22 protein-coding genes and 1 pseudogene are annotated in these 23,299 nt (G+C 28.8%); 2 read left to right on the forward strand and 21 right to left on the reverse strand.

Annotated features, from left to right (window positions below; all coding sequences use genetic code 11):
* Window position 1 precedes the first annotated feature (1 nt).
* From arsS to CURI_RS13225, 12 genes are all read right to left on the reverse strand, one after another.
* On the reverse strand, window positions 2-979 hold the full coding sequence (gene arsS / locus CURI_RS13175) for an arsenosugar biosynthesis radical SAM (seleno)protein ArsS (RefSeq protein ID WP_014968764.1): 978 nt from the start codon (window positions 977-979) through the stop codon (window positions 2-4).
* A 47-nt stretch (window positions 980-1,026) separates the two neighbouring features.
* Window positions 1,027-2,256: an S-methyl-5-thioribose kinase gene (mtnK, locus tag CURI_RS13180; RefSeq protein WP_014968765.1), complete on the reverse strand. Its 1,230-nt coding sequence runs from the start codon at window positions 2,254-2,256 to the stop codon at window positions 1,027-1,029.
* A 22-nt stretch (window positions 2,257-2,278) separates the two neighbouring features.
* The gene (locus CURI_RS13185; protein ID WP_014968766.1) at window positions 2,279-2,938 is read right to left on the reverse strand and encodes a TVP38/TMEM64 family protein; all 660 of its coding nucleotides are present in this window, start codon (window positions 2,936-2,938) and stop codon (window positions 2,279-2,281) included.
* Window positions 2,916-4,067 carry a (Fe-S)-binding protein gene (locus CURI_RS13190; protein WP_014968767.1) on the reverse strand — a complete coding sequence of 384 codons (1,152 nt, stop codon included), beginning with the start codon at window positions 4,065-4,067 and terminating at the stop codon, window positions 2,916-2,918. Before CURI_RS13190 ends, CURI_RS13185 begins: the two co-directional genes overlap by 23 nt.
* A 13-nt stretch (window positions 4,068-4,080) precedes the next feature.
* Window positions 4,081-4,791, reverse strand: a complete 711-nt coding sequence (locus tag CURI_RS13195) for a TVP38/TMEM64 family protein (protein ID WP_014968768.1) — start codon at window positions 4,789-4,791, stop codon at window positions 4,081-4,083.
* A 79-nt stretch (window positions 4,792-4,870) separates the two neighbouring features.
* Complete coding sequence (locus tag CURI_RS13200; RefSeq protein ID WP_014968769.1) at window positions 4,871-5,359, reverse strand: rhodanese-like domain-containing protein; 489 nt, start codon at window positions 5,357-5,359, stop codon at window positions 4,871-4,873.
* A 16-nt stretch (window positions 5,360-5,375) separates the two neighbouring features.
* Window positions 5,376-6,359, reverse strand: a complete 984-nt coding sequence (locus tag CURI_RS13205) for a sulfurtransferase (RefSeq protein WP_014968770.1) — start codon at window positions 6,357-6,359, stop codon at window positions 5,376-5,378.
* A gap of 119 nt (window positions 6,360-6,478) precedes the next feature.
* Window positions 6,479-6,622, reverse strand: coding sequence for a hypothetical protein (locus tag CURI_RS15940; protein ID WP_014968771.1), 144 nt, complete (start codon window positions 6,620-6,622; stop codon window positions 6,479-6,481).
* Window positions 6,623-6,626: 4 nt separating this feature from the next.
* On the reverse strand, window positions 6,627-7,793 hold the full coding sequence (locus CURI_RS13210) for an iron-containing alcohol dehydrogenase (RefSeq protein ID WP_014968772.1): 1,167 nt from the start codon (window positions 7,791-7,793) through the stop codon (window positions 6,627-6,629).
* A gap of 116 nt (window positions 7,794-7,909) precedes the next feature.
* Complete coding sequence (locus tag CURI_RS13215) at window positions 7,910-9,313, reverse strand: amino acid permease (RefSeq protein WP_014968773.1); 1,404 nt, start codon at window positions 9,311-9,313, stop codon at window positions 7,910-7,912.
* A gap of 1,349 nt (window positions 9,314-10,662) precedes the next feature.
* Window positions 10,663-12,861 carry a histidine kinase dimerization/phospho-acceptor domain-containing protein gene (locus CURI_RS13220; protein ID WP_014968774.1) on the reverse strand — a complete coding sequence of 733 codons (2,199 nt, stop codon included), beginning with the start codon at window positions 12,859-12,861 and terminating at the stop codon, window positions 10,663-10,665.
* Complete coding sequence (locus CURI_RS13225; protein WP_014968775.1) at window positions 12,839-13,531, reverse strand: response regulator transcription factor; 693 nt, start codon at window positions 13,529-13,531, stop codon at window positions 12,839-12,841. The genes CURI_RS13220 and CURI_RS13225 overlap by 23 nt, the downstream gene beginning before the upstream one ends.
* Window positions 13,532-13,737: 206 nt before the next feature.
* Here CURI_RS13225 and CURI_RS13230 point away from each other — a divergent pair, with 206 nt between their 5' ends.
* Window positions 13,738-14,457, forward strand: a complete 720-nt coding sequence (locus tag CURI_RS13230; protein ID WP_228370432.1) for a hypothetical protein — start codon at window positions 13,738-13,740, stop codon at window positions 14,455-14,457.
* A gap of 137 nt (window positions 14,458-14,594) precedes the next feature.
* Here the strand turns inward: CURI_RS13230 and CURI_RS13235 are convergent, their stop codons facing one another.
* On the reverse strand, window positions 14,595-14,819 hold the full coding sequence (locus CURI_RS13235; protein WP_014968777.1) for a helix-turn-helix domain-containing protein: 225 nt from the start codon (window positions 14,817-14,819) through the stop codon (window positions 14,595-14,597).
* Between the two features lie 449 nt (window positions 14,820-15,268).
* Here CURI_RS13235 and CURI_RS13240 point away from each other — a divergent pair, with 449 nt between their 5' ends.
* Window positions 15,269-15,763 carry a hypothetical protein gene (locus CURI_RS13240; protein WP_014968778.1) on the forward strand — a complete coding sequence of 165 codons (495 nt, stop codon included), beginning with the start codon at window positions 15,269-15,271 and terminating at the stop codon, window positions 15,761-15,763.
* Window positions 15,764-16,388: 625 nt separating this feature from the next.
* Here CURI_RS13240 and CURI_RS13245 read toward each other — a convergent pair.
* From CURI_RS13245 to CURI_RS13280, 8 genes and pseudogenes are all read right to left on the reverse strand, one after another.
* Window positions 16,389-17,243 carry a DMT family transporter gene (locus CURI_RS13245; RefSeq protein WP_014968779.1) on the reverse strand — a complete coding sequence of 285 codons (855 nt, stop codon included), beginning with the start codon at window positions 17,241-17,243 and terminating at the stop codon, window positions 16,389-16,391.
* Window positions 17,244-17,298: 55 nt separating this feature from the next.
* Entirely contained in the window at window positions 17,299-18,216 is a 918-nt protein-coding gene (locus CURI_RS13250; protein ID WP_014968780.1) for a DMT family transporter, read from the reverse strand.
* 67 nt (window positions 18,217-18,283) lie between these two features.
* Entirely contained in the window at window positions 18,284-19,078 is a 795-nt protein-coding gene (locus tag CURI_RS13255; protein WP_014968781.1) for an AraC family transcriptional regulator, read from the reverse strand.
* A gap of 27 nt (window positions 19,079-19,105) precedes the next feature.
* Window positions 19,106-20,097 (reverse strand): annotated as a pseudogene (gene cobT, locus CURI_RS13260) (nicotinate-nucleotide--dimethylbenzimidazole phosphoribosyltransferase).
* 182 nt (window positions 20,098-20,279) lie between these two features.
* Window positions 20,280-20,723 (reverse strand): RrF2 family transcriptional regulator, encoded by a 444-nt coding sequence (locus CURI_RS13265; RefSeq protein WP_014968783.1) that lies wholly within the window; start codon window positions 20,721-20,723, stop codon window positions 20,280-20,282.
* A gap of 154 nt (window positions 20,724-20,877) precedes the next feature.
* Complete coding sequence (locus CURI_RS13270; RefSeq protein ID WP_014968784.1) at window positions 20,878-21,267, reverse strand: OsmC family protein; 390 nt, start codon at window positions 21,265-21,267, stop codon at window positions 20,878-20,880.
* A 93-nt stretch (window positions 21,268-21,360) separates the two neighbouring features.
* Window positions 21,361-22,080 (reverse strand): lysophospholipid acyltransferase family protein, encoded by a 720-nt coding sequence (locus CURI_RS13275; protein WP_014968785.1) that lies wholly within the window; start codon window positions 22,078-22,080, stop codon window positions 21,361-21,363.
* 16 nt (window positions 22,081-22,096) lie between these two features.
* The gene (locus tag CURI_RS13280; RefSeq protein WP_014968786.1) at window positions 22,097-23,293 is read right to left on the reverse strand and encodes a class I SAM-dependent rRNA methyltransferase; all 1,197 of its coding nucleotides are present in this window, start codon (window positions 23,291-23,293) and stop codon (window positions 22,097-22,099) included.
* Window positions 23,294-23,299 lie beyond the last annotated feature (6 nt).

Genomic DNA, 23,299 nt, shown 5'->3' on the forward strand with positions numbered 1-23,299 from the left:
ATTAAACTAGTGCTCCTGTGCAAGAACTTCCACTTCCTGCTGTACATCCAAAGCAGTGATTTGCAAAAGATATTTCTTTTTCCACATCACTAAAATCAGATATATCCCATATCGATATAGATTTATTTTTTAAAGTAATTTCTAATGCTTGATTAAAGTCACAGTCATAAATCTTTCCGTCCCAAGATATTGATAAAAGATCTCTACACATAACATTTAAAGCAGTATCAGGATTAAAGTTTTCTAGTAACAGATTACAGTACTCTTCATATTTACCTTCTCTTTTTAGATTTTCTTGAAAACGACTTATTGGCATGTTGGTAATCGTAAGCAGTTGATTGAAGTCTATATCATAATTTTCTTTTAAATGCTTTTTATAATCTTTTTCTAGTGCCTTCTGTGGTGGTGGAAGTGTCCCCCCTTTAGGATTAAATACTAAGTTTAGAATAAGGTCTGTATCTTTTTTACCATATCCTAAACTATTTAACTTTTTAAGTGCAGATATGCTCTTTTTAAAAACATCATCTCCACGTTGATAGTCTACGTTCCCTTCTAAGTAACAAGGAAGTGATGCCATAATTTGTACTTTATTATTTGCTAAAAACTCTGCTGTATCTTCTTGTCCACTTTCAAGCAGTATAGTTAAGTTACAACGATTTAAAATTGTTTTATTTAAAAAAGAAAGCTCACTTATAAGATATTTAAATTTAGGATTTAATTCAGGTGCTCCTCCAGTTATATCTACTGTATCTATGCTTTTATTCTTTTTTATTAATTCTAGTATCCTATCAATAGTTTTTCTATCCATAACCTCTTCTCTATCTGGTCCTCCGTTTACATGGCAATGAACACAAACTTGATTGCATTTTTTCCCAACATTTATCTGTAGAGTTCCTATTTCTTTTCTTTTTAAATCAAGCTTATTTTCTTTAAGTGTGTCTTCAAATTTAACTGTATCTTTAAATAATCCTTCAATCATTTTCTCCATCTCCTAACTTGGCTTGATATTTAAAATTAAGAACATTTTTAATAAAGTTTTTCTATTTCTTTTAAATTGTTCACAAAGTCTATTCCTGATTTAAAAGATTTTCTATTTTTTATAAAGTTTTTAGCAGTTGCTAAGCAAATTCTTTCTGCTTTAACTCTAGAGTTTTCACAATTAATAGATTCTATATCTTTTATCTTGGCTTCAGGTATTCCTATAATACGTCTCGATAGCTCAATACCTACTACTCCAGAAGTATTATCAAGAATACTATCTAAGTACCATTTATCAAATTCTTCAGATTGTGTTGATATATCTTTAGCATTTTCTTTAAAAGATTTTAAGAACTTTGTTTTAAACATATCTATAATTTCAACTATACTATCCTCAAGCCATTTTTTATAATCCTCCTTTTCTTTTACATCCTCAATATTAGCATCAGCATTTACCCATGCAAATATCAAATGTGCTATCAGATTTCCTAAGTCATGTCCTATTGGACCATAAAAAGCAAACTCTGGGTCTATAACTTTTACAGAATTATCTTTTACAAATATAGAACCTGAATGTAAATCCCCGTGTACTAATGCTTGCGCATTGTTCATAAATTCATACTTAATTTTCGCAACTTCTAGCTTTAATTCTTCATCTCTATAATAATGTTCAATAACCCAGTCTTTATTAGCTTCAAATATGCTGTTTCTATTTAGATAGTTCGTAAAAGGTTCTGTATAGACTACGTCCTTTGTTATTTCACATAGTACTGGATTTATATAGTCTTGATTTAACTCTCTTTTTTCTTTATGACTCATAACTATATCTGTTGTCATTATAAGTGAGTTGACTAAAAAAGTAGTTATGAGGTCTGTAAACCCTAATACTTTTTTATGATTAAGTAATGATGTTCTAAGTACTTCGTGATCAGACAAGTCTTCCATTATAAAGCAATTCATAACAGTATCTATATGATATATTTTTGGAGTTGATCCAGGTGCTAGTTCACCTTGTAATTTTAAAAGATTTGCTTCTGTTCTATTTCTATCTGGAGAAAACTTAAACTCTTCTGAAGCTCTCGCAGTTGGTCCTGCTTGTTTAAGTATTATAGACTTCTCAGTTTTTTCATTCCAAATCTTAAATATATAGTTTACATTGCCATCACCAAATTCTACACATTTTAAATTATCATCTTTTCTAAAGATATCAGTTTTTTCTAATACATACTCTATAACTTCATCTGTATTCATCAAAAACTTTTCATTAAATTTAGACATTTAAAATACCCCCTAAGTAAGATTAATTCTTCATAGAAAACTTCTTCTTTAATACAAACGATAGTGCAAATAGCAATATTACTAAACATATAGATATATAAAATCCATTAGATCCTATATTCATAGACTTATCTCCTAAATTTGTATACACTATAATCCCTGGTATAGACCCTATTACTGTAGCTATTGTAAAGTCTTTAAATCTTATATTAGATAATCCTGCACTATAACTTACTACTTTAAAAGGAAATAGTGGTATAAGTCTTAACATTAGTATTATAAAAAGACCACCTTGTTCCGAATACTTCTCTAGGTTTACTGATTTACCTTTTATAAATTTACTAACTATTTTTTGACCTAAAATTCTAGATATATAGAATGATACTGTAGCTCCTAAAAATGAACCTATACTAGTTAATATAGTACCTTTGACTAACCCAAATACCATACCCCCAGCTATCACTAGTACGGAGTCTGGAAAAAGTAGCAAAGGTAGAAGTGTAAGCAGTGCTACATAAACTATGGGAGATAAAATTCCAAATGAATTTATATAGTCTTTTATTTCATTGGCTCCATATCCTTTTAATACATTAACCTTATTTAGTCCATAAATTATTCCTAATGTTAAAATTACTATAATTGTATATTTTAATATCAGTTTATTTTTCTTTATCTCTGACATTGCTAGCTATTCTCCTTTTTACCTTATATCTATTACTCCATTTTTTTATAGTACCTATATCTTCTTGGTTAAATGTTTTATCTATATCATCATTGAACAATAAGTCTAATATATGAATAGATTTCTTGCCACCTTTTTTCATAGATTCAACACATTCTTCACAATAAGATATTATATAATTGCTTTTACTTTGATTCGCTCTCTTTTGTCTTTGTTTTAAGGATAAATCTTTATTCGTTACTCCTATCATTGCACCCGATCCACAACAAAGTGTTTTTTCTCTTATAAATTCCATTTCATTAATTTTAAGTCCTAACTGTAATGTTATATTTCTTATAGCATCATGTATTTTGCTTTCATTTCTTGTAGGGCAAGGGTCATGAATGCTAAATGTTTTATCTGTACATTTATAATAATCTTTTTTATCTTCTGGCACTCCATATTGACTTATAACTTCCCACAAAGACGTTATTACTATATTAGGGCTATTTTTTTCTATTGTTTTATAGCAATTTTGACATGCAACTATTACTTCTTTTATTTTATTATTTTTAAATTCAGTCTGAACAGTATTATAAAAATCATTAAATTTTTCTTTTTCACCCATAGTATGTGTAGGATTCCCACAGCATTTTAATATAATGCCTATCCCTGGTAATTTTTCCTTTAGATATTGATAAGTTTTCATAACCACATCTGGACTATATGAACTTAAACTGCACCCTGGGAAGAATACGGTTCTTTTTTCTTTACTCTCCAATCCTTTAATTCCTGTAGAAAACATTTTTGAAAAACTATTTTTTTGATGAAATTTTACAGCACTATATCCTAACTCTTTAGGTGGAATTTGATTTGTATCTACTATATGAGTGCGTAAATTATAGAAAATATCTTTAAGATTTACATCTTGAGAGCAAACTTGAGTGCAGTAATTACATAGTGCACATGAATACGGAATAACTTCATCTATTTCTTTATTGTTTTTTATTCTTTCTAATAATTCCTTTGGTGTATTACAAAATTCATCTAGCATAGGACAATTTTTCATACATAGTTTACATCCTATGCACTTTTCATTTTCTTCTTCTATTTTTTTAATTATCTCTTTTGATATTTTAATTTTTCTCACTTTTTATCCCTTCTTACAGCTTACTTGATATATTTTTATCATTATTATTTTTATCGTTCCATATTTTTTTAAATAAAAATATTAAAATACTTAATGCAAATAGAATCAAAAGTCCTGTTACAAATTTTTTAACTCCTCCCGTAAGCATTCCTCCAACATATGAATATACAATCGTTGCTGGCAATTGACCTATCCCTGTTGCCCAGAAAAAAGACCAAAAACTCATAGATGTTAGCCCTGCTGCATAACTCACAACATCAAATGATACGAATGGAAGTAGTCTAGCTATTAATATAGTATATTTACCATACCTTTCAAAGAAGCCGTCTAAGCTTTCAAGTGCAAATTTACCAGTCAATTTCTCTACTGTATTTCTTCCATAAAGTCTTGCTATATAAAAGCATAGTGCTGCTCCTGCCATAGCACTTGACCAAGATAGAACGGCACCTTTAACCCAACCGAAAAGTCCCGCATTTGCAAAAGTTATAAGGAACGCTGGTAGTGGAGCTGCCACTGATTGAAATATCATTAATAAGAATGAAATTATCGGAGCCCATACTCCAAATGATAATATATACTCTTTAATTACTTCCACATCCAGCATACTAAAGATAAATACTATTTTATTTATTGAACTTTTCACTGGTTGTACAAATAAATAAGTGCAAATTAAAGCTAATATTATACCTATCTTGAATAGTGTTGATTTTTTTATACTATTCATTATAAATTTCACACCTTTCTCAGATTTAAAAATAATATAAATAGGTACGAGTTTTCACCCGTACCTTTAAAAGTATTTCTTATTTTTCTAAAAGATCGTCGTATTTCCAACCTTTTTGACCCTTTTCTAATATAAATAAACGATCTTTGTCTATACCTTTTTCAACTAGATAAGCGTGAGTTTTTTCTGCTCCACCTTTTCCACCAGGACATATTATTACTACTGGATTGTCATTTGCTTCTATTGAAGGTATTACTATATCTAGTTTTGCCTTATCTTTATCACTCTTTGCAGGATAAGCATTAGTTTGTACTGCCCCTTTAATGTGATGCTTGTCCCAGTCTTCTTTAGTTTGTATATCTAAAAGATATAAGTCTTCATTTTTTTCAATACTTTCTTTTAATTGTTCAGCTGTATAGTATTGAAATCCATTAGATTCACTTGATCCTTGAGAAGTTTGTGGTGTTCCACTTGTGTCTTTTGTATTTTTATCACTACTACAACCTGTTATAGATAATGTAAGTACCGATACTGCTGCTATAGTCATTAATATTTTTTTAGCTTTCATTCTTCATTCTCCTTTTCTATTTCTCTATTTCTAAATTATTATCTCCAGCCCAGCTATAAAAGCTTTGATCATAGTTTCTAACATTATCATATCCTATCATAGTTAGAACTATCTGCATATGAGCTGAACGTATGCCTGCTGTACAATAAGTTACTATTTCATCATCTTTTTCAATACCATTTTTATCAAGTATTTCTTTTATTTCTTCTGGCTTTTTAAGGGTTCCATCTTTATTTAGAAACTCACTAAATGTTATATTTATAGCTCCTGGTAAATGTCCTCCCCTAGCTTCTCCAAATTTTGTAGCTCCTTCATACTCTTCTTTTTCTCTAGTATCTATAATAACTAAGTCTTTTAGTTTATCAACTATCTCTTCCGTTCTTATATTCATCTTTTCTATATTTTGTATTGCAGATAGTTCAAAGCTTGATCGAGCTGGAGTTTCTGTTTCCTTTGACACTTCATTTTTACTTGCATTCCAGTAGTTCCATCCACCATCTAATATTTTAGAATTATCTATACCTGCCATTCTTAACATCCAAACTATTCTTCCGTCATCTCCCCAGCCTTTTTGGGTGTCTGCGTATACCACTATATCCTTATCTTTAGTTACACCTATCGCTGAAAGCTTTTCAGATAGCTCTTTAGCGTCAAGCACTGTTCCCCACTCTGTTTCTCCTGGCTTACCATCTATTTTTGAAAATTGTTGCCATGTAACAGATATTGCTCCTGGTATATGACCTTTTTTGTAATCTTCCTCTCCCCTAGCATCTAGTATTAGTAGTTCTTTCTTGTTAAGGTTTTCCTTTAGCCAGTCAATACTTACTATATAATCATCATTTTCAAACTTAATACTTTCTTTAGAGTTTGTACTTATTTCATCAGTTTTATTTTTTGAATCAGCCTCATCACTATCACTGCTACATCCAACAATTACTAGTGATATCATCATTAGCGTTGCTAAGATTAGAGATAACCTTTTGTTAACGAGTTTTTTCATTATATCTCTCCTTTTTCATAGTTTGTGTAAAAAGCATTCTTCACAGACATCCTACCATATTGAGCTTGTTTTTTACAATTGAAAGAGTTTATAGTTTTTCTTTTTTGTATAGAATTTTTCTATATTCGAATTATTATATCCAACCTAACTATAAAAAGTTTGATCATAGTTTTAAATCCAGCATAAGCAAATATAACTATAGGCATACTTCCTGCTATATCGCCTATACCTCTTGGAAACAATAACTCTCTAGTTAAGTACATGCTCCTACTCATAAGCTAGGTTTAATATATTTAAGACATCCTCTCTATCAAGTACTTTTATTTTTCCACGGGGTAGTGAAAGTGCTACGTTATCTGCTATATCATTTAATTGACTTTTATTTAGTCCTATTTCTTTTAAGGTAATTGGCACTCCTATTTCTTTAAAAAATTCTTTAAGTTTTTCTATTCCTTTTAAAGCTATTTCTTCATCTGTTCCTTCTGATATGTTAAATATTTTTTCTCCAAATCTTCTAAACTTTTTTATATCTTCTTTGTATACGTATTTCATCCATGCAGGATGTATTATAGCTAAACCAGCTCCATGAGCTATATCTGTAAATGCACTTATTGAATGCTCTATACCATGAGTTGCCCAGTCGCCATTGTCTTTACCATTTTTAAGGTTTCCATTTAACGCCATCGTAGCTCCCCATGCTATTTGACAACGTGAATTATAGTTTTCAGGATCATTTAAAAGTATTTTTGCATGTTTTATTATTGCTCTTATAATTCCTTCTGACATTTCATCTATAACATCAGTTCTATCTTCACCTATAAAATAGTTTTCTAGAACATGACTTATTGCATCTACTGCTCCATATGATGTTTGATTTTTAGGTAATGTATACTGTACAGTTGGGTCAATTATTGATACTTTAGGAAAAACAAAAGGAGATCCCGCACTCCACTTTTTCTTTTCTTCTTCTCTAGTTATTACAAATGATCCATTCATTTCAGAACCAGTTGCAGACATAGTCAGAACAGTAAATATGGGTAGTGCCTTCTCTATTATGCGTTTACCCTCCAAAACTTCCCATATGTCATACTTACATGCCATACCTGCTGATACAGCCTTTGAAGTATCTATAGTACTTCCACCACCTAAAGCTAATATCCCATCTACATTTTCTCTTCTTCCTATTTCTATAGCTTCATGTACTTTTGAAAGTACTGGATTAGATTTAACACCACCTATCTCAGTGTAATCTATATTTTCTTCTTTCAATGATTTTATTACAGAATCATAAACTCCATTTCTATGTATTGATCCCTTTCCGTATATAATTAAAACCTTTTTTATACCATGATTTTTTATTTCTTTTCCTATATTTTTTATAGTATCTCTTCCGAATATTATTTTAGTAGGATTTTGAAATATGAAATTGTTCATAATACCCATCTCCTTTAAATATCTACTTTTTCTATATATAATTATATCATTTTTAGAATTTTTATTATATATTTTGAGTTATGTAGATAAAAAGTAGAGTCGCAGGATTATAGGCTCTACTTTTTATCTTCTTTATGTTTATATAATTCTTTTGAAAACTCCGTATCTAGTTTAGGATTTAGTTTAAAAGAAGTTCTTTCAAAACGCTCTGTTCTTTTATAGTTCTTATATAACTTCATTCCAAGATATATTATAGAATATAGTGATAATATAGTTAATCCAGCTATAAGTCCTAGCCCTTGACCTGATACTAATGGCATGCTTGCTATAATAATAACTATGCTTATCAAAGCTATCCAAGAAGTAAATGGTGTTGAATCTCCCTTTTCCTTTCTAAATTTTATATGCGTAGCTACTATTACTCCATATGTAAAAAGTAAAGAGAAGCCTCCAAAGCTTGTTAAAAATATATAAACATTAGACGGTAATATAAATCCAAGCCCGAGCCCTGAAAGTATAGCAAATCCTGAAAACAATATACATCTGTATGGGACGTCTCGTTTATCTTTTAACCACTTAGGTGCCTGACCTTCATCTGTAAGAGACCTAATCATTTTAGCTAGCCCAAACATAGATGCAAGCATTGTAGATAGAATAGCTGTAATTAGAACTATATTAATAGCAGTTCCTGCCCATGTAAATCCCCATCTGTTTAATGCTGCAACCATAGGGCTGACATCTTCTATGACTTCATTAGTCGGAATTAGAAAAATTAGTAGTGATACAGATGTTATATATAGTCCAACCAAAGTAATAACAGTATATCGTATTGCTTTAGGAACTGTTTTCTTAGGATCTTTGGCTTCTGAAGCAGCTAACCCTATAATTTCAAACCCAGCGTAAGCGAACGTAACAATTAGCATACTTCCTGCGATACCTCTTATCCCACCTGGGAGCAGCGGTTGACTAGTTAAACTTCCCATTCCTATCCTTGGAATTCCAGGCATAAGACCTATAATTATGAGTATTGCTAGAATAATGAATGACACTATTGATAATAACTTTATTGATGCTAATCCACTTTCAATTCTACTTAACTTTTCAGCACCAAGTAAATTCAATAGTGTAACTCCTATAATAATAATTGATCCTACTAAAGCAACTGGAAATCCTGGAAACCATTTCGTGAATAATATTGATGCAGCCATAGCTTCACTGGACATTGCTAGAACAATACCAGTCCAATAGACCCATCCTACAATAAATCCCGCTCCTGATCCAAATGCTTTTCTTGCAAAAGTACGAAAAGATCCTGGATCTGTATCTGATAATGTTAATTCTAAAAGAGCTGAAAGAACAAAGTAGACCAATATACCTCCTAGAATATATGAGATTATAACGGCAGGACCCGCTGACCTAATAGATACAGATGATCCTAAAAAAAATGATCCTCCTACTACTGTACCTAATGTCATCATTGTAAGTTGCCATACTGACAAGCCTTTTTGATTTTTTTCCATATGTAAAGCCTCCTACATTTATATGATAAATATATCTTTCCACGAATCCTTAAAAATTATATATAGTTCAATATCTAATTTCTAAATCTCCTTGCAGCAGTTAACATTTTTCTATTTGTTTTTTCAAGCAAAGCTATTCATACTATTTAAAATTCCAATTAACAAGCTATCTTTAATGCTTGTTTGTATATAACCTCTATAATATACTTAAAAAATTCTTAATAATTAGCAACGTACTTTATTAAACTAAACAAATAGGAGGAATTGTTAATGAAATACTAAAAAAACTTAGTCTTCTTTCTTTAGTTGTAGCCATGGTAATATCAATGATCTCAGGTTGTAGTTGATGCAAGAATAAATGATGCCTACAACGGTGGGGCTCTTGATGGTGTTAAAAGAGGAGGTTATATTGAAGGTGCAGTTGACTTTTCTTCTAATTGAATTGATGCATACGTTAAAGATAAAAATAAAACATTAGATGATACTCTAAAAGTAAAAGGAATAACTTCTGATATAAATGTCATTGTCTATGATGCTAGTAGAAAGGACGTAAAAAAGGTTGCTAATTTTCTTTCTGACAAAGGATTTAAAAATATATACACTTATGATGGTAAAGAATGAGCTAATGATAAAAGCCTTTCAATGAAGAGCTATCCGAAATATGATATGATAATTCCAGCTTCTTGGGTTAAAGAAGTTATAGATAATAAAAATGATTGTAACCCTTTCAAAATATTTGAAGTGAGCTGGTGTGAAGAAGCCGAGGATTATAAAAGAGACATATACTAGAGCATTATTTTCATTTTTCACATAAGCAAATGCTGTTCTATAAAGAATATCCTTCTTATCTTATATTAGCTTATGAAAAGCAGCATCATTTCCGTTCATGGCTTCTATAACCATCTTTTCAAAGTCATCAACATGTTTCATTCATAAGTGCCTACTTAATGATAAGTATAGTGTATTTTAAATATGATATTTTCTTTTATATCTATACTTATAAATAGACTCCCCCTTCTCTCAAAATATACTTAGTATATAAATTAAACTTACGAATACAAGCTTTTAAATCTCTAAATTTATATCTCGTAATTATAGACAGTCTATCTATTAGACTGTCTATAATTGAAAACGGTTTTGGTAAAATAGAATATTTTTTTAAAGTTTTATTTTAGAAACTAAATTTTAGAAAGATATAGTCTTTTAGAGTATTTTACTACTCTTATTAAAAAGTAGGTAATAAAAAGGCACCTTCTTTGAAGGTGCCTTTTAGTTTATCTTAATATACTTTAAATATATATGTTGAAGCTTCTGTGTTTGTATATAGTTTTAACATTGGATTTTCTTTATTATTGACCATAAGAAGTTGCCTTTTGATAAAATTCTACGTTTACTTTAAAAAGATCCCCGTCTATAGTAATATCTAATTTACCCCCTTGAAGTTCAACTATACTCTTTGCTATTGCAAGCCCAAGTCCAGATCCCTCTGTGTTTCTCGAATCATCTCCTCGTTTAAACCTCTCGAAAATTTCATCTACACCAAAATTTAATTCATGGGATGAAATATTTTTCATTGTAATTATTACTTTTTTATCTTCTTCAATGATATCTATATATACTCTAGTATTAGGTTGAGAATACTTTAGTATATTACTTATAAGATTCTCAAATACTCTCCACATCTTATTTCCATCAAGGTCCATATATATATTTTGGTTTGAAGTATTAGTTTTAATACTTAATGATGATTTTTTAATTTTTCCTTCGAATTCAGCCATAGCTTGTCTTAGCAAAGCTACTACATCTACACGTTCAATTTTTAAATCTACTTCTCCACTCGATAGTTTAGTTACTTCAAATAAATCATCTATTAAAGTTTTTAATCTTTGTGATTTTCTATCTAATATTTCTACATACCCTTCAATCTCTTCTTTAGATGAATCTTCTTTTTTTAGTATATTTACATAATTTATTATAGATGTTAGCGGTGTTTTTAAGTCATGAGACACATTTGTTATAAGTTCTGTTTTCAGTCTCTCACTTTTAATTTGAGTTTCTAAAGATTTTTTAAATCCTTCCCTCATATGATTTATGTTATATCCTATTTTAGCTAGTGTTCCGCTTCCTTTTTCCTCTATCTCATAGTTTAAATTACCACTCGATATTTCTTCTATCCCTGTTACTAAATTATTAAGATATGCTATCTTCCTTAATACATAATTTATAATATATAACATATATACTATAGTAATCATCATAAATGTAATTAAGAATAATTCATTATTAATACCTAGAAATATGATTGAGAGAATAGCTAGTGCTAAAAATATTAATATAGCTATGAATCCTTTTAATATTATTTTGCTTATATTTTTAGTAAAAAATATATCTTTAGTACTTTTAAAACTATTAACTGTTCTTTTCCACAAACTAACACTCCATTGTTGACTTAACTCATCTCTATTTTTATATAGTCTTACAATACACGTTCCATTAAGTATAAAATAAATAATGCTTAAAGATATAAATGTGAGCTTTATAAAGTGATCCATATTTAAAGGAAAATAAAAAAAGTTCGCCTCACTTAAATATACGTTCATGATTATTGCATATACAAATAGTATTGATATTCTTATATCTAAAGGTATCTTCTTGTACTTATTAATAACCTTTTCAAGCCATTCTGGTACTTCTATATATTTTAATATTTTTTTCTTTATTATAATCGATATCATAACTATTGCCGAAGTAAATGATACGATCAATAATACTAGTTCTTTAACTAGTCTATCCTTTATTGAATCAATATACTTTAAATCTTCATGTATTTGACTATATCCATTTGCTTTTTTAGGCACAACAAAATATCCTTCTAGTCCATGTTCTTCAAATTTTCTTCCATTGTTTATAGAGTAATTATAATCACTAGATTTATATGGTATTTTCATGCTAAATATGGAGTTAGTATTTATATATTCTTTAACATCATTTATATTTTTAATATTATCTATGTTTGTATACGTGTCTTTAGTTTTAGTATTTATAATAAAGTACTTTATATTTTTTTGCTTTTCTATATGTTCTTTTGCTTTTTTATGCTCATCATTCCTATCATCTAATATTTCTTTTCTTAATTCTTCTTCACTTTTTGTATGAATATTTTTATTTTCTACAAGTTTATCAAATTTCTCTCCATATAACTTTAGAATAGCTTCTTTATCTTCCTGTTCTTCTGCTTTTGTAATTTTCTCATTATAGTCTTCCTCAATAATATTCTTTTGATTAATCATTAAATTTTGATGTGCTATTTTCAGGTTTTCAATTTCATAGTCTTCAATTTTACTGTCTATTATAAAGACTTTTTCAGTACTATCTATATATTTATTTATTTCTTCTCTAAGAACACTGCTATACTTATATGGCTCATCTTTAAAAACATTTCTATGTTTGTTTAAATCAAATATTACCAGTAATGATATAGATATCATGTATAGGATCATTGCTATAGCTATTATATTTTTACTTTTATTTTTCAATTTTATATCCAATTCCCCACACCACCTTTAAATAATTTGGTTCTCTAGAATTGATCTCTATTTTTTCCCTTATTCGTCTTATATGAACTGCCACTGTATTTTCAGCATTATAAGATGGTTCTTTCCAAACATTCTCATATATTTGATCTATGGAGAATACTTTTCCCTTGTTTTCCATTAAAAGTTCTAGTATCTTGTATTCGGTTAAAGTAAGTTTAACTTCTTCTCCATCTACTAAGACCATCTTTGTACTTTTATTTAAAATAAGACCCCTTACTTTCACTTCATCTTCACTTTCTTTATATTTTCCGAAATCTATATACCTTCTTAATTGTGATTTTACTCTTGCTACAAGTTCTAGAGGATTAAAGGGTTTTGTTATGTAATCATCTGCACCTATATTAAGACCTAATATCTTGTCTGTATCTTGTGACTTTGCAGAAAGCATTATTATAGGAATGTTTTTGTCTTCTCTAATTTTAAATGTAGCTTTTATTCCATCCATTCTAGGCATCATTATATCCATTATTATAATATGTATTTCCTCTTCACTTAATATTTCTAAAGCTTCTATTCCATCACTAGCTTTGAGTATTTTCGTATTATTATCACTTAGATATATCTCTATAGCATCTCTTATTTCATCTTCATCATCTACAACTAAAATATTGTACTTTTGCACATCCGATCATCCTTTCAGTATATTAATTATTATTATAACATTCTGACCACCCCTTACTTTAACTGCAATCTTATTTTAATAGATATTTTTTACAAATTACTTACTAAACTTCTTAAATATTTCTTAAATATTCTCATTATTATGCTTTTATGCAGTACCCTTTCTTTATATTTTTCATATTATATAAAGAGAAGGGAGAAGTGAGTATGGATAACTCATATTCTGGTAATAATTTTAATCCTTCTGGCAAGGACTATAATATAAAAGAGAAAGAAAATAACACTAAGAAAAACAATAGTAATACACCTATCAGTGATAGTTCATGTACTTTAACTAATGAACTATCAAATCCTCTATACAATATTCCTGTTTTTCTTAGCTATGCAACTCCTTATAACGAGAATCAAATAATCTTTCTTAATAAAGTTATTGAAGAAATTAGAAGTATTCTGCTGTTTCCACGTACCCTTGGAGTAACTGAACAAGAAACTGAGTCTCCTATTACTTCAATAAGAAGAATGATATTAACTAGTTATGGTATGTTAGCTGTAGCATTTCATCGTGTTCATATAGATAGTGCTGTTTCTAGACCAAATACTTCTAGTGAACAAATTCATGTAGATATATGGCTAAGCAATCCTTATATTCAAATAGAACCTGCTATGGCATACCAACAAGGCTTACCACTAATGATTATAGTTGAGGATGGAGTTCTCTTAGATGGAGTATTTGGAGGTATACTGGAGCAAGGTGCAATTCCGTTATTTATACCTCGATTTAGTGTTGAGAATGAAGCTGCTATTAATGACTTTTTTAGTTCTGTAGCATGGAAATCTGTATTTTTAGATTGGGTAAGTCAGGTAAGAGCCTATTACGAGTCTGTAACTAACAAAGTAATAATCCCAGGTGGAAATAGTCCATTTTAGATAAAATTTATCTTTTAATATAAAATAGCCCCCTTAAGGTAGACATACTATGTTGTATCAGTATAGTCCTTACTTTAAGGGGCTTATGTTTTTTGAAATAAACCATATATTGTATCTAACTTAACTCTTTTCACGAGTTAAGCTCTTTTATATGGTGTTTTTTCATTTGTTATGCCAAGTAGATAATCAATACTTGTGTCATAAAATAAAGCTAACCTAATTAATATTTCATTTGGAATGTTTCTTTCACCAGTTTCGTACTGTGAAAGAGTATTCTGAGCGATATTTAGCTTTTCTGCTACTTGCTTTTGACTTAAATTTTTATCATTTCTGATATCTCTTATCCTATTGTATTTTAGCATGTCATATCTCATTCTATCACCAAGACAATAATATTATATCTCAAATTGAGATATTGTTTATTATCTCAGATTGAGATATAATTGTTTATATTAGTAAGAAATTCTAAGGAAAAATCGTAAAACTATAAATTAAAAATAAAAATGTTTGTTAGTTTTTGAAAGTAATTTTTGACTTTATGTACCTTTTAATTATTTAGCCTAAATAATTACTCTAGCATTTAAACACTCTTTACTTCTAAGATGGCAATTAATAAAGTGTTAGAATTTTATATTTTAAAAACTTATTAACTAGATTAAATAGTGTTTGTTTACGAAATAGAGTAATATTTGACTGTTATTATTCTATAAGAAATAAATATATGATTTGATAAGTCAATTGATTATTGTGTCAGTAAAAACAATACAAAATATATAATAAAAAACATAGAAATGCAAGGGGGATTAGTTTGATGCATAATGCTATTATAGATTTATCAAAGAAGGGAATATATCAACAAAGACATCTAGAAGATATTTTTGTTTTAAACAATGTAACAGATTCAGTAAAATATCAGTATTGTAAGATATATAAATACTTAATAGATAACCCAAATGAAGAAAAGAATATTGAGATGGCTTTGTATAATATAATCTCTAAATCGGAATTCACCAATGAATTAGCTATATTTTTATACTTGTATAGTGGAAATTTCACTTATTTTCAAGCAATTAAATTTACAGATAGTATTACAATAGATATCATTGACACTTATACCCCACTATGTAAATGGACACAAAGTACTCTTAAAACAATCTTTCTTATATTCACAAAATTAATTAATGATATAAAAATAAGTTTCAACAATATAGATGATATCTCAGATTATGTAGACTTTGATGGATCTTTAGATAACGAATTATTTATTAAATCAAAAAAGTATATTGATAAAAAATATTGGAAGTGATAAACAAAATATTCTCTATAGAAAATATCTTAGTAAAAGTTGATATTGATAATAAAAAAAGAGACAAGCAGAAATACAAAGTGAGATAAAAAAAGTTGAAGAGTTTTATAAGTTAGAAGAAACCAGCACATATAAATACTTAGATAGTGTATACGAAAACTGTAATTGTCAAGCTTGCAATGCTATTCGATTTAATGGATTTTTAAAAGATATTTTGACTGTAAATTAAGTATGTACTTTTTTCAATAAATTAACACAACATAATCTCTATTAATTTATATACAATTAATAATTAATGTTAACAAAGCAAAATTTCATAAGATTTCTACTATGTTTATTCGCTGATAAAACATCTGTATTAGTATTATTATAGTAACTTGCAATTTCTTTTAGGATTTTATAACTAACTGAAATAAACTTTTTCTATAACTTTAATTTCCTGAGTCTTTACTAAGTAATGCATTTAACTCGTTCAATATAAAGTATTTTATGAAGCATATTTTATAGCTATTTTACAATAAAAAGCTTGTATTTAACTATATTACGAAGTCTAACATATGTTAAATTAAAAATTCCTAAAAAATAAATCAGAAATTATATAGAGGAAGGTTTAATTATTAAATAATTAAACCTTCCTCTTAGAATAATAGTTAATAAACCCTCCACCTATTATCAACAGCCCTCCTAGTATAGTATATATTTCTAACTTTTCAGAAAATATAGCTATTCCTATTATACTAGAAAATATTATGCTCGTATAATTATATATGGAGATCTCTGAAGCTTCAGCAAATCTATATGCATAAGTTAAAGAGTACTGAGCTGCTGTTGCAAATATTCCTATTGCTATTGCTTTTAATAAGTCTACACCCATTGGAAAAAGCCAATCACCAGCTAATGCAAATGGCAACATACATAAACTAGTTATAAGTGCAAAGTAAAATACTATAACATCTGGCGAATCTGTGTTTCTCAAGTATCTTACTGACACATATGAACACCCTGCAAAAAATGCGGATAGTAAACCTATCACAGCTGGAACCACAGTAACATTTAGTGTCGGTCTTGTAATTAAAGTAACTCCTATTATGGCTAAAAATAATGCTCCTATTTGAGACTTTGTTATATTTTCTTTTAAAATTATGAATGATAATATAGCTACAAAAAATGGTGACATATTATTCATAATTACTGCATCCGCTAAAGGCAGGTGGCTTATTGCATAGAAGTAAAATGCAATACCTAGCATACCTGTTATACTTCTCATAAGTAAGAACTTTTTATTATTTCCTTTAAAGCTATGTTTATTTTTAACTATTATAAATATTGATACTAATAAACTTAAAAAGTTTCTAAAAAACACTTTTTCAGTAACTGGGTAGTTTTCTAATGATTTTACGAAAGATGCCATAATAGCAAAGCATAGTGCCGATAAAAGCATTAGTAAAATACCTTTTTGCCTATCTTTAATTTTTACCATCTCCTTAAACCATATATTGTATAGTACTAAAAAGTACATTGAGAATATATTAAAGTTAAGTATTTAGATTATTACTTTCTATGTCTTTACTCTTAACTATTAATTTTCTCTCTGAAATATACACTCCAATAAGTATTAAAATACAACCTATTATCATTGTAACACTAATCTTTTCCCTAAGTACTATAGCAGATGTAACCATAGTAATTAAAGGTACAAGATATATATAGCTACTAGCTTTCACTATACCTATAATACTTATAGACTTATTCCACAGAACAAAGCATAGTGCAGATGCTCCAAGACCTAAGAAAATCATATTATATATTAAGCTTAAGTTTATTTCATAATTAAAACTTATGTCATCTTTTAATAGTAGTATTGCAGGAATCATTGTAATAAGACCATAAAAGAACGTTCTTCTAACCACATAAAGCGAACTATACCTCTTATCAACCTTTTTTAATAATAGTGAGTATAAAGCCCATAAAATAGCAGCTATTAATGCTAAAATATCCCCAAGAGGATTAATGTCTAACCTAAATGTCCCATTAAATATTACTAAAAATACTCCTAATATAGAGATTAAACATCCTATAACTAACATTTTTGAAATCTTCTCATCACGAGTAAAAATATGAGCAATTATTGCTGTTATAATAGGATTAATCGATACAATTAGTCCTACATTTGAAGCCAAGGTAAAATCAAGAGCAATATTTTCAACTAGAAAATATAGTGTTACTCCTGTAAGGCCTAAGCTAAAAAACAATATCTCATCTTTCATGCTATCTATTTTCTTAAACTTAGGATGTATTATAAGCATAGCTAAATAACCTATTAAAAACCTATAGAATAGTATCTCCACTGGTGACAAGTATTCTAATATAACTTTAGTAGATATAAAAGTTGTTCCCCATATAAATACAGTAACAAGAGTAATTAAGTGTGCAAATATAATTTTATTTTTCATATAATCTCCTCCTATCTATTTAAACTTACTTTATTAGAGTTAGGAGGATTATTATAGTAAAAAATTGCTATGTGACTTTATACTTTAAAGGAGTTACTCCAAAATATTGTTTAAATGACTTACTAAAATGGCTTTGATCATAAAAGCCTAGATCTTGAGCTATATCTGATATATCTTTTTTATCTTTTAATAGTTTTTTAGCATAGTTTAATCTCAACAAAGTTTGATAAGAATGAGGTGTTGTATTGAAGTAAAGTTTAAAGAGCCTTAGAGTATGATATTTACTTAGATTACTATATCTTGTTAGATCATCAAGTGTAATTTTCTCTAAGAAGTTATCATCAATATATTTTCTCGCCATTTTAATGGAGTCTTTATCTGTATGTCTGCTACTAAAGTTTTTCAACACATAACTTTCCATGTTAAGTAAGTAGTCTATATCTGTAATTAGCCTGCTTTCTTTCTCTATATTGGAAATGTCTTTTCTAAGAATTGCAAATAATTCTATCATTCTATATATATCCCTACTCATAAGCTCTTTGACTAATATATTTTCACTTTTCAATTCAGTATCAAAAACAGACTCTATCCAGTCTTTTTTCAAGTATAGCATAGAAAATTTCCAACTTTCGATAGATGTTGGAGTACATTTGTGTATAACACCTGGATATATTATAACAGCTGTCCTTGAATCTACATTGTAACTTTTTTCACCACAATTAACTGTACTTGATCCTTTCTCAATAATGCCTATGGACAATTCTTCATGAGAATGATCTTTTGATGAATGTATTCCTGAATCACAACTTTTAATTTCAAATATAGGTAATTTGTCATCTCTAAAATAACTTATTTTATTCATGAAGATTACCTCTTTCAAAAGTAATATTTATCTAATATCAACTAAAAAATCATTTACTATATTTGCATCATCAAGTGTACCCATATTATTCATAGTGAAAAGTGCAGCTTCTATTATATTAAATGCAAGAGGACATCCTGAACCCTCACCAAGTCTCATACTTAAATTTAGCATAGGCTTTAAATCTAATTCATCTAATATATATTGGGCACCTGGTTCTGCTGATAGATGTGATGGAAATATATACCCACTTACTAGTGGATTTAATTTATGTGCACAAAGTGCAGCCACAGATGATATAAGTCCATCTATAACTATAGGAACTCCATTTTTAGCAGCACCTAAAAAGCATCCACAAAGACCCGCTATATCAAATCCACCAACCTTTGATAGTACATCTATTATATCATCTTTGTTAGGTTTGTTTATTTCTATTGCCTTCTTTATTATGTTCTTTTTATTCTGAAACTGCTCTTCCGTAAGTCCTGATCCTTTTCCCGTTACTATTTTAGAGTCAATTTGTGATAATACACTTAGAACTGCCGCACTCGTTGTAGTATTTCCTATTCCCATTTCTCCTGTTCCAAACATATCATATCCTTTTTCCACTAATTCATCTATAGTCTCTATTCCTATTTCTATAGCTTTAATAGTCTCATCTCTAGTCATAGCAGCCTCTTTTACTATATTCTTTGTTCCATAAGCTATTTTTTTATTTACTATTTTAGGATTATTGAAATCACTATTTACACCTATATCTACAACTGTAATATCTGTATTTGTATATTCTGATAGAACACATACACCTGTAATATTTCTTGTAAAATTGTTTGTAACTGTAGTAGTTAAGCTTTGAGGACAAGCACTCACACCTTCTTCTACCACACCATTATCTGCACACATTATAACTATGTTTTTTTCTTTATCTCATTCTCAATTTTACCTGTTATTCCAGACATCTTAATCGCTATTTCCTCAAGATATCCTAAGCTACCTATAGGCTTTGTAAGGTTATCTATTTTTTTCTAGTTCCATTCATTATTGATTCATTAAGTGGTTTTATATTTTTAATAGCTTCTTCTAGTATTGATTTCATCATTTTACCTCTCCAAACTGTTTTCTTAAATTATATCATAAATAATAGTTTGTAGAAAAATAGACTGTAGTCCACTTAGGTAGATTACAGTCTATAACTTTATACTTATATATAAAACATTAAGTTATCTTTTCCATTCATACGTTTATACTCTTCTACTAGATCTTCCAATGTCATTGAGTCTACTACGTTATTTATGCTCTCATTAATTTTATCCCATACATTTATTCTTAAACAATATTCCACACTTCTTGTATCTTCTAATTCTTCACTTTCTTCTACTACAGAAAGATTTCCTTCAAGTGCTCTTAATATTGTACCTACAGTAATATTAGACGGATCATCTGCTACCATATATCCTCCTTGAGCACCCTTTATACTATTTACAAGTCCTGATTTTCTTAGAATAGCAAAAACCTGCTCAAGATAACTTACAGAAATATTTTGTCTTTCAGCTATACTATATAGTGCTACTTGTTCACCTTTAGAATTTATAGCTAAGTCTATCATAGCTCTCAAACCATATCTACCTTTTGTGGAAAGTCTCATTTTTTCACCTCTTTTCAATTCACACTATTCCCATCATATTTATAACTATAATATATATATTATATCATAGTTTGTCAATATGCATTTATGTATTAATTTTCCATGGTAAAAAAGTCCTTGCGGACTCATATCTCAACAAGGACTTTCTTTGTCTTTATTTAACTTCAAGTTCAAATTTAGGTGGATTTAGTATATGTCTTTTTACTTTACATGTCCCTGCTATTCTCTCTACAGATTCTTTATATTTATCAGGAAATCCTTTTGGTAATGTAAGATGTGTTTTGATATTAGTAGCATTTCCCTTTTCATCCTTAGTCACATCTAATTCTATTTTTAAACCCTCTGTATTTATTTCTCTAGTCTGACAAAAGCTCAGTACAGCTACACCAGTACAAGTAGCTAATGACGATAGAAATAGTTCAAAAGGTGATGGTGCTGAATTCTCTCCTCCAGACTCTTCAAGCTGGTCTGTTTTTATCTCAAAATCTCCTATTTTAGCATTTACTTTTTTACCACCTGGAAAGTTTACTACTATGTCTGCCATTTTATCATCTCCTAGTTAATTATATATATATTAACATACCCTTTAGTAAATATTTATAACCATTATATCTTTAGCATATAAGGTTCTAATATTCTACTTATTTATATTTTCAGAGATTATATTTCTTACAGTTTCCGTGAGTTCTTTTGTATCATTTTTAGATTGATTGTCCACTTGTACTACAGGTGATATTATTACCTCTACTTTAGCTGGTTTTATTATAAGGCTTCCTTTTTCCATAATCTTATTCGACCCTTTAATTGTAACTGGTACTATTGGAACTTCCGATTTTGTGGCTAATTTTAAACCTCCTGGTTTAAATTCTCCTAGACTTCCATCTTTACTTCTAGTTCCTTCTGGAAATATAACTAAAGAATATCCTCTTTTTAAAATTTCTATTCCATCTTTAATAGCTTTTATAGATTCTCTTGGATTAGTTCTATCCATAAATACACAGTTTATAGCCTTCATCCACTTATTTACCATTGGAAGTTTTTCTAGTTCTTTCTTAGCTACAAATCCTTTTGACTTTTCTATGTACCCAAGCAATATAGGTATGTCAAAGTTTCCTTGGTGGTTACTCACAAAAAGTACATTTCCCTCTTTCGGAATATTCTCTTCACCTATAACCTTAACTTCACATCCACTTAACTTTATGAGGCTTATAGCCCAATTCCTTACTTTCTTATATACTAATTTATCCTTGTCTTCTATTTTCCCAGACTCTTCTAGAGACTTCACCTTTAAAAGAGATGGTGTTAAGAGTATTAAACTAACCCAGAAATAGATAAACCAGATTATAGTTCTTATCATAATGTTTATATCCCCCTTAATTTAACTTTTCTATAAATACAACTTTAAGATAATTCCCTTCTTCAAACTCTTTTATAGTTCTAAAGTCCGAAGGTAAAGAAAATTCCTCTAAGACTTTATATTTTACACCTGTATCTTTAAATGCATCATTTATAAACATTTTAAATTTATCCATATTAAAACTACTGCAATTAGTTGATGCTACTATAACCCCTTTACTTTCAGTTATAGCTATAGCATCTTTTAGAAGACTCGTATAGTCTTTTTCTGCACTGAATTTATAATTTTTAGATTTAGCAAAACTAGGAGGATCTAATATTACCATTTCAAATTTCAATTCTTTTCTTACCGCATATTTAAAATAGTCAAATACATCCTCTACTATTATCTCTTGAGCCTCATAGTCTATATTATTTATACTAAATTGTTCTATAGTTTTACTCAAACTTCTATTGGCTAAATCAACACTTGTAGTCTTCTTTGCACCACCCACTGCTGCAAACACTGAAAAAGCTCCTGTATATGAAAATGTATTTAAAACAGTTCTTCCTTTTGCATACTTATCTCTTATAGTTCTTCTTACATCTCTTTGATCTAAAAATACTCCTACCATAGCCCCATCATTTAAGTATACTGCAAAGTTAACTCCATTTTCCTTAACTACTAAAGGAAATTCACCTCTTTCACCAAGTATAAAATCATCTTGCTCCACATACTTACCGTCCGTATCAAATCTTTTTTTCTGATATATTCCTTTAAGCTCAACTAGGTTTTTTAGTGAATTTATAACTTCATCTCTAAACTTATATATGCCTTTGCTATACCAGTTTATTACATAGTATCCATCAAAGTATTCTATAGTTAATCCACCTATTCCGTCACCTTCACCATTAAACACTCTAAATGCTGTAGTATCAGGATCATTATAAAATGATGATCTTTTATTTAGTGCAGTTATAAGCTTTTTCTGAAAAAATGCTTTATCTATCTTCTCATCTTCCTTTGTACTAAGTACCCATCCATATCCTTTGTTTTGTCTCCCATGATAACCTTTAGCTATAAATTTACCCTTTTCATCTACAAGGTTTATTATTTGTCCTTCTTTCTCTAAATCATTAATATTTAAAATAGCTTCCTTAAATATCAATGGATATCCTTTTTTAAATTTATTTATAAACTTTGATTTTACCTTTAAATTTACTTCCTTTTTCACCTAACC

It is taken from the genome of Gottschalkia acidurici 9a (genome assembly GCF_000299355.1).
GTDB classification, from domain to species: Bacteria; Bacillota; Clostridia; order Tissierellales; family Gottschalkiaceae; genus Gottschalkia; species Gottschalkia acidurici.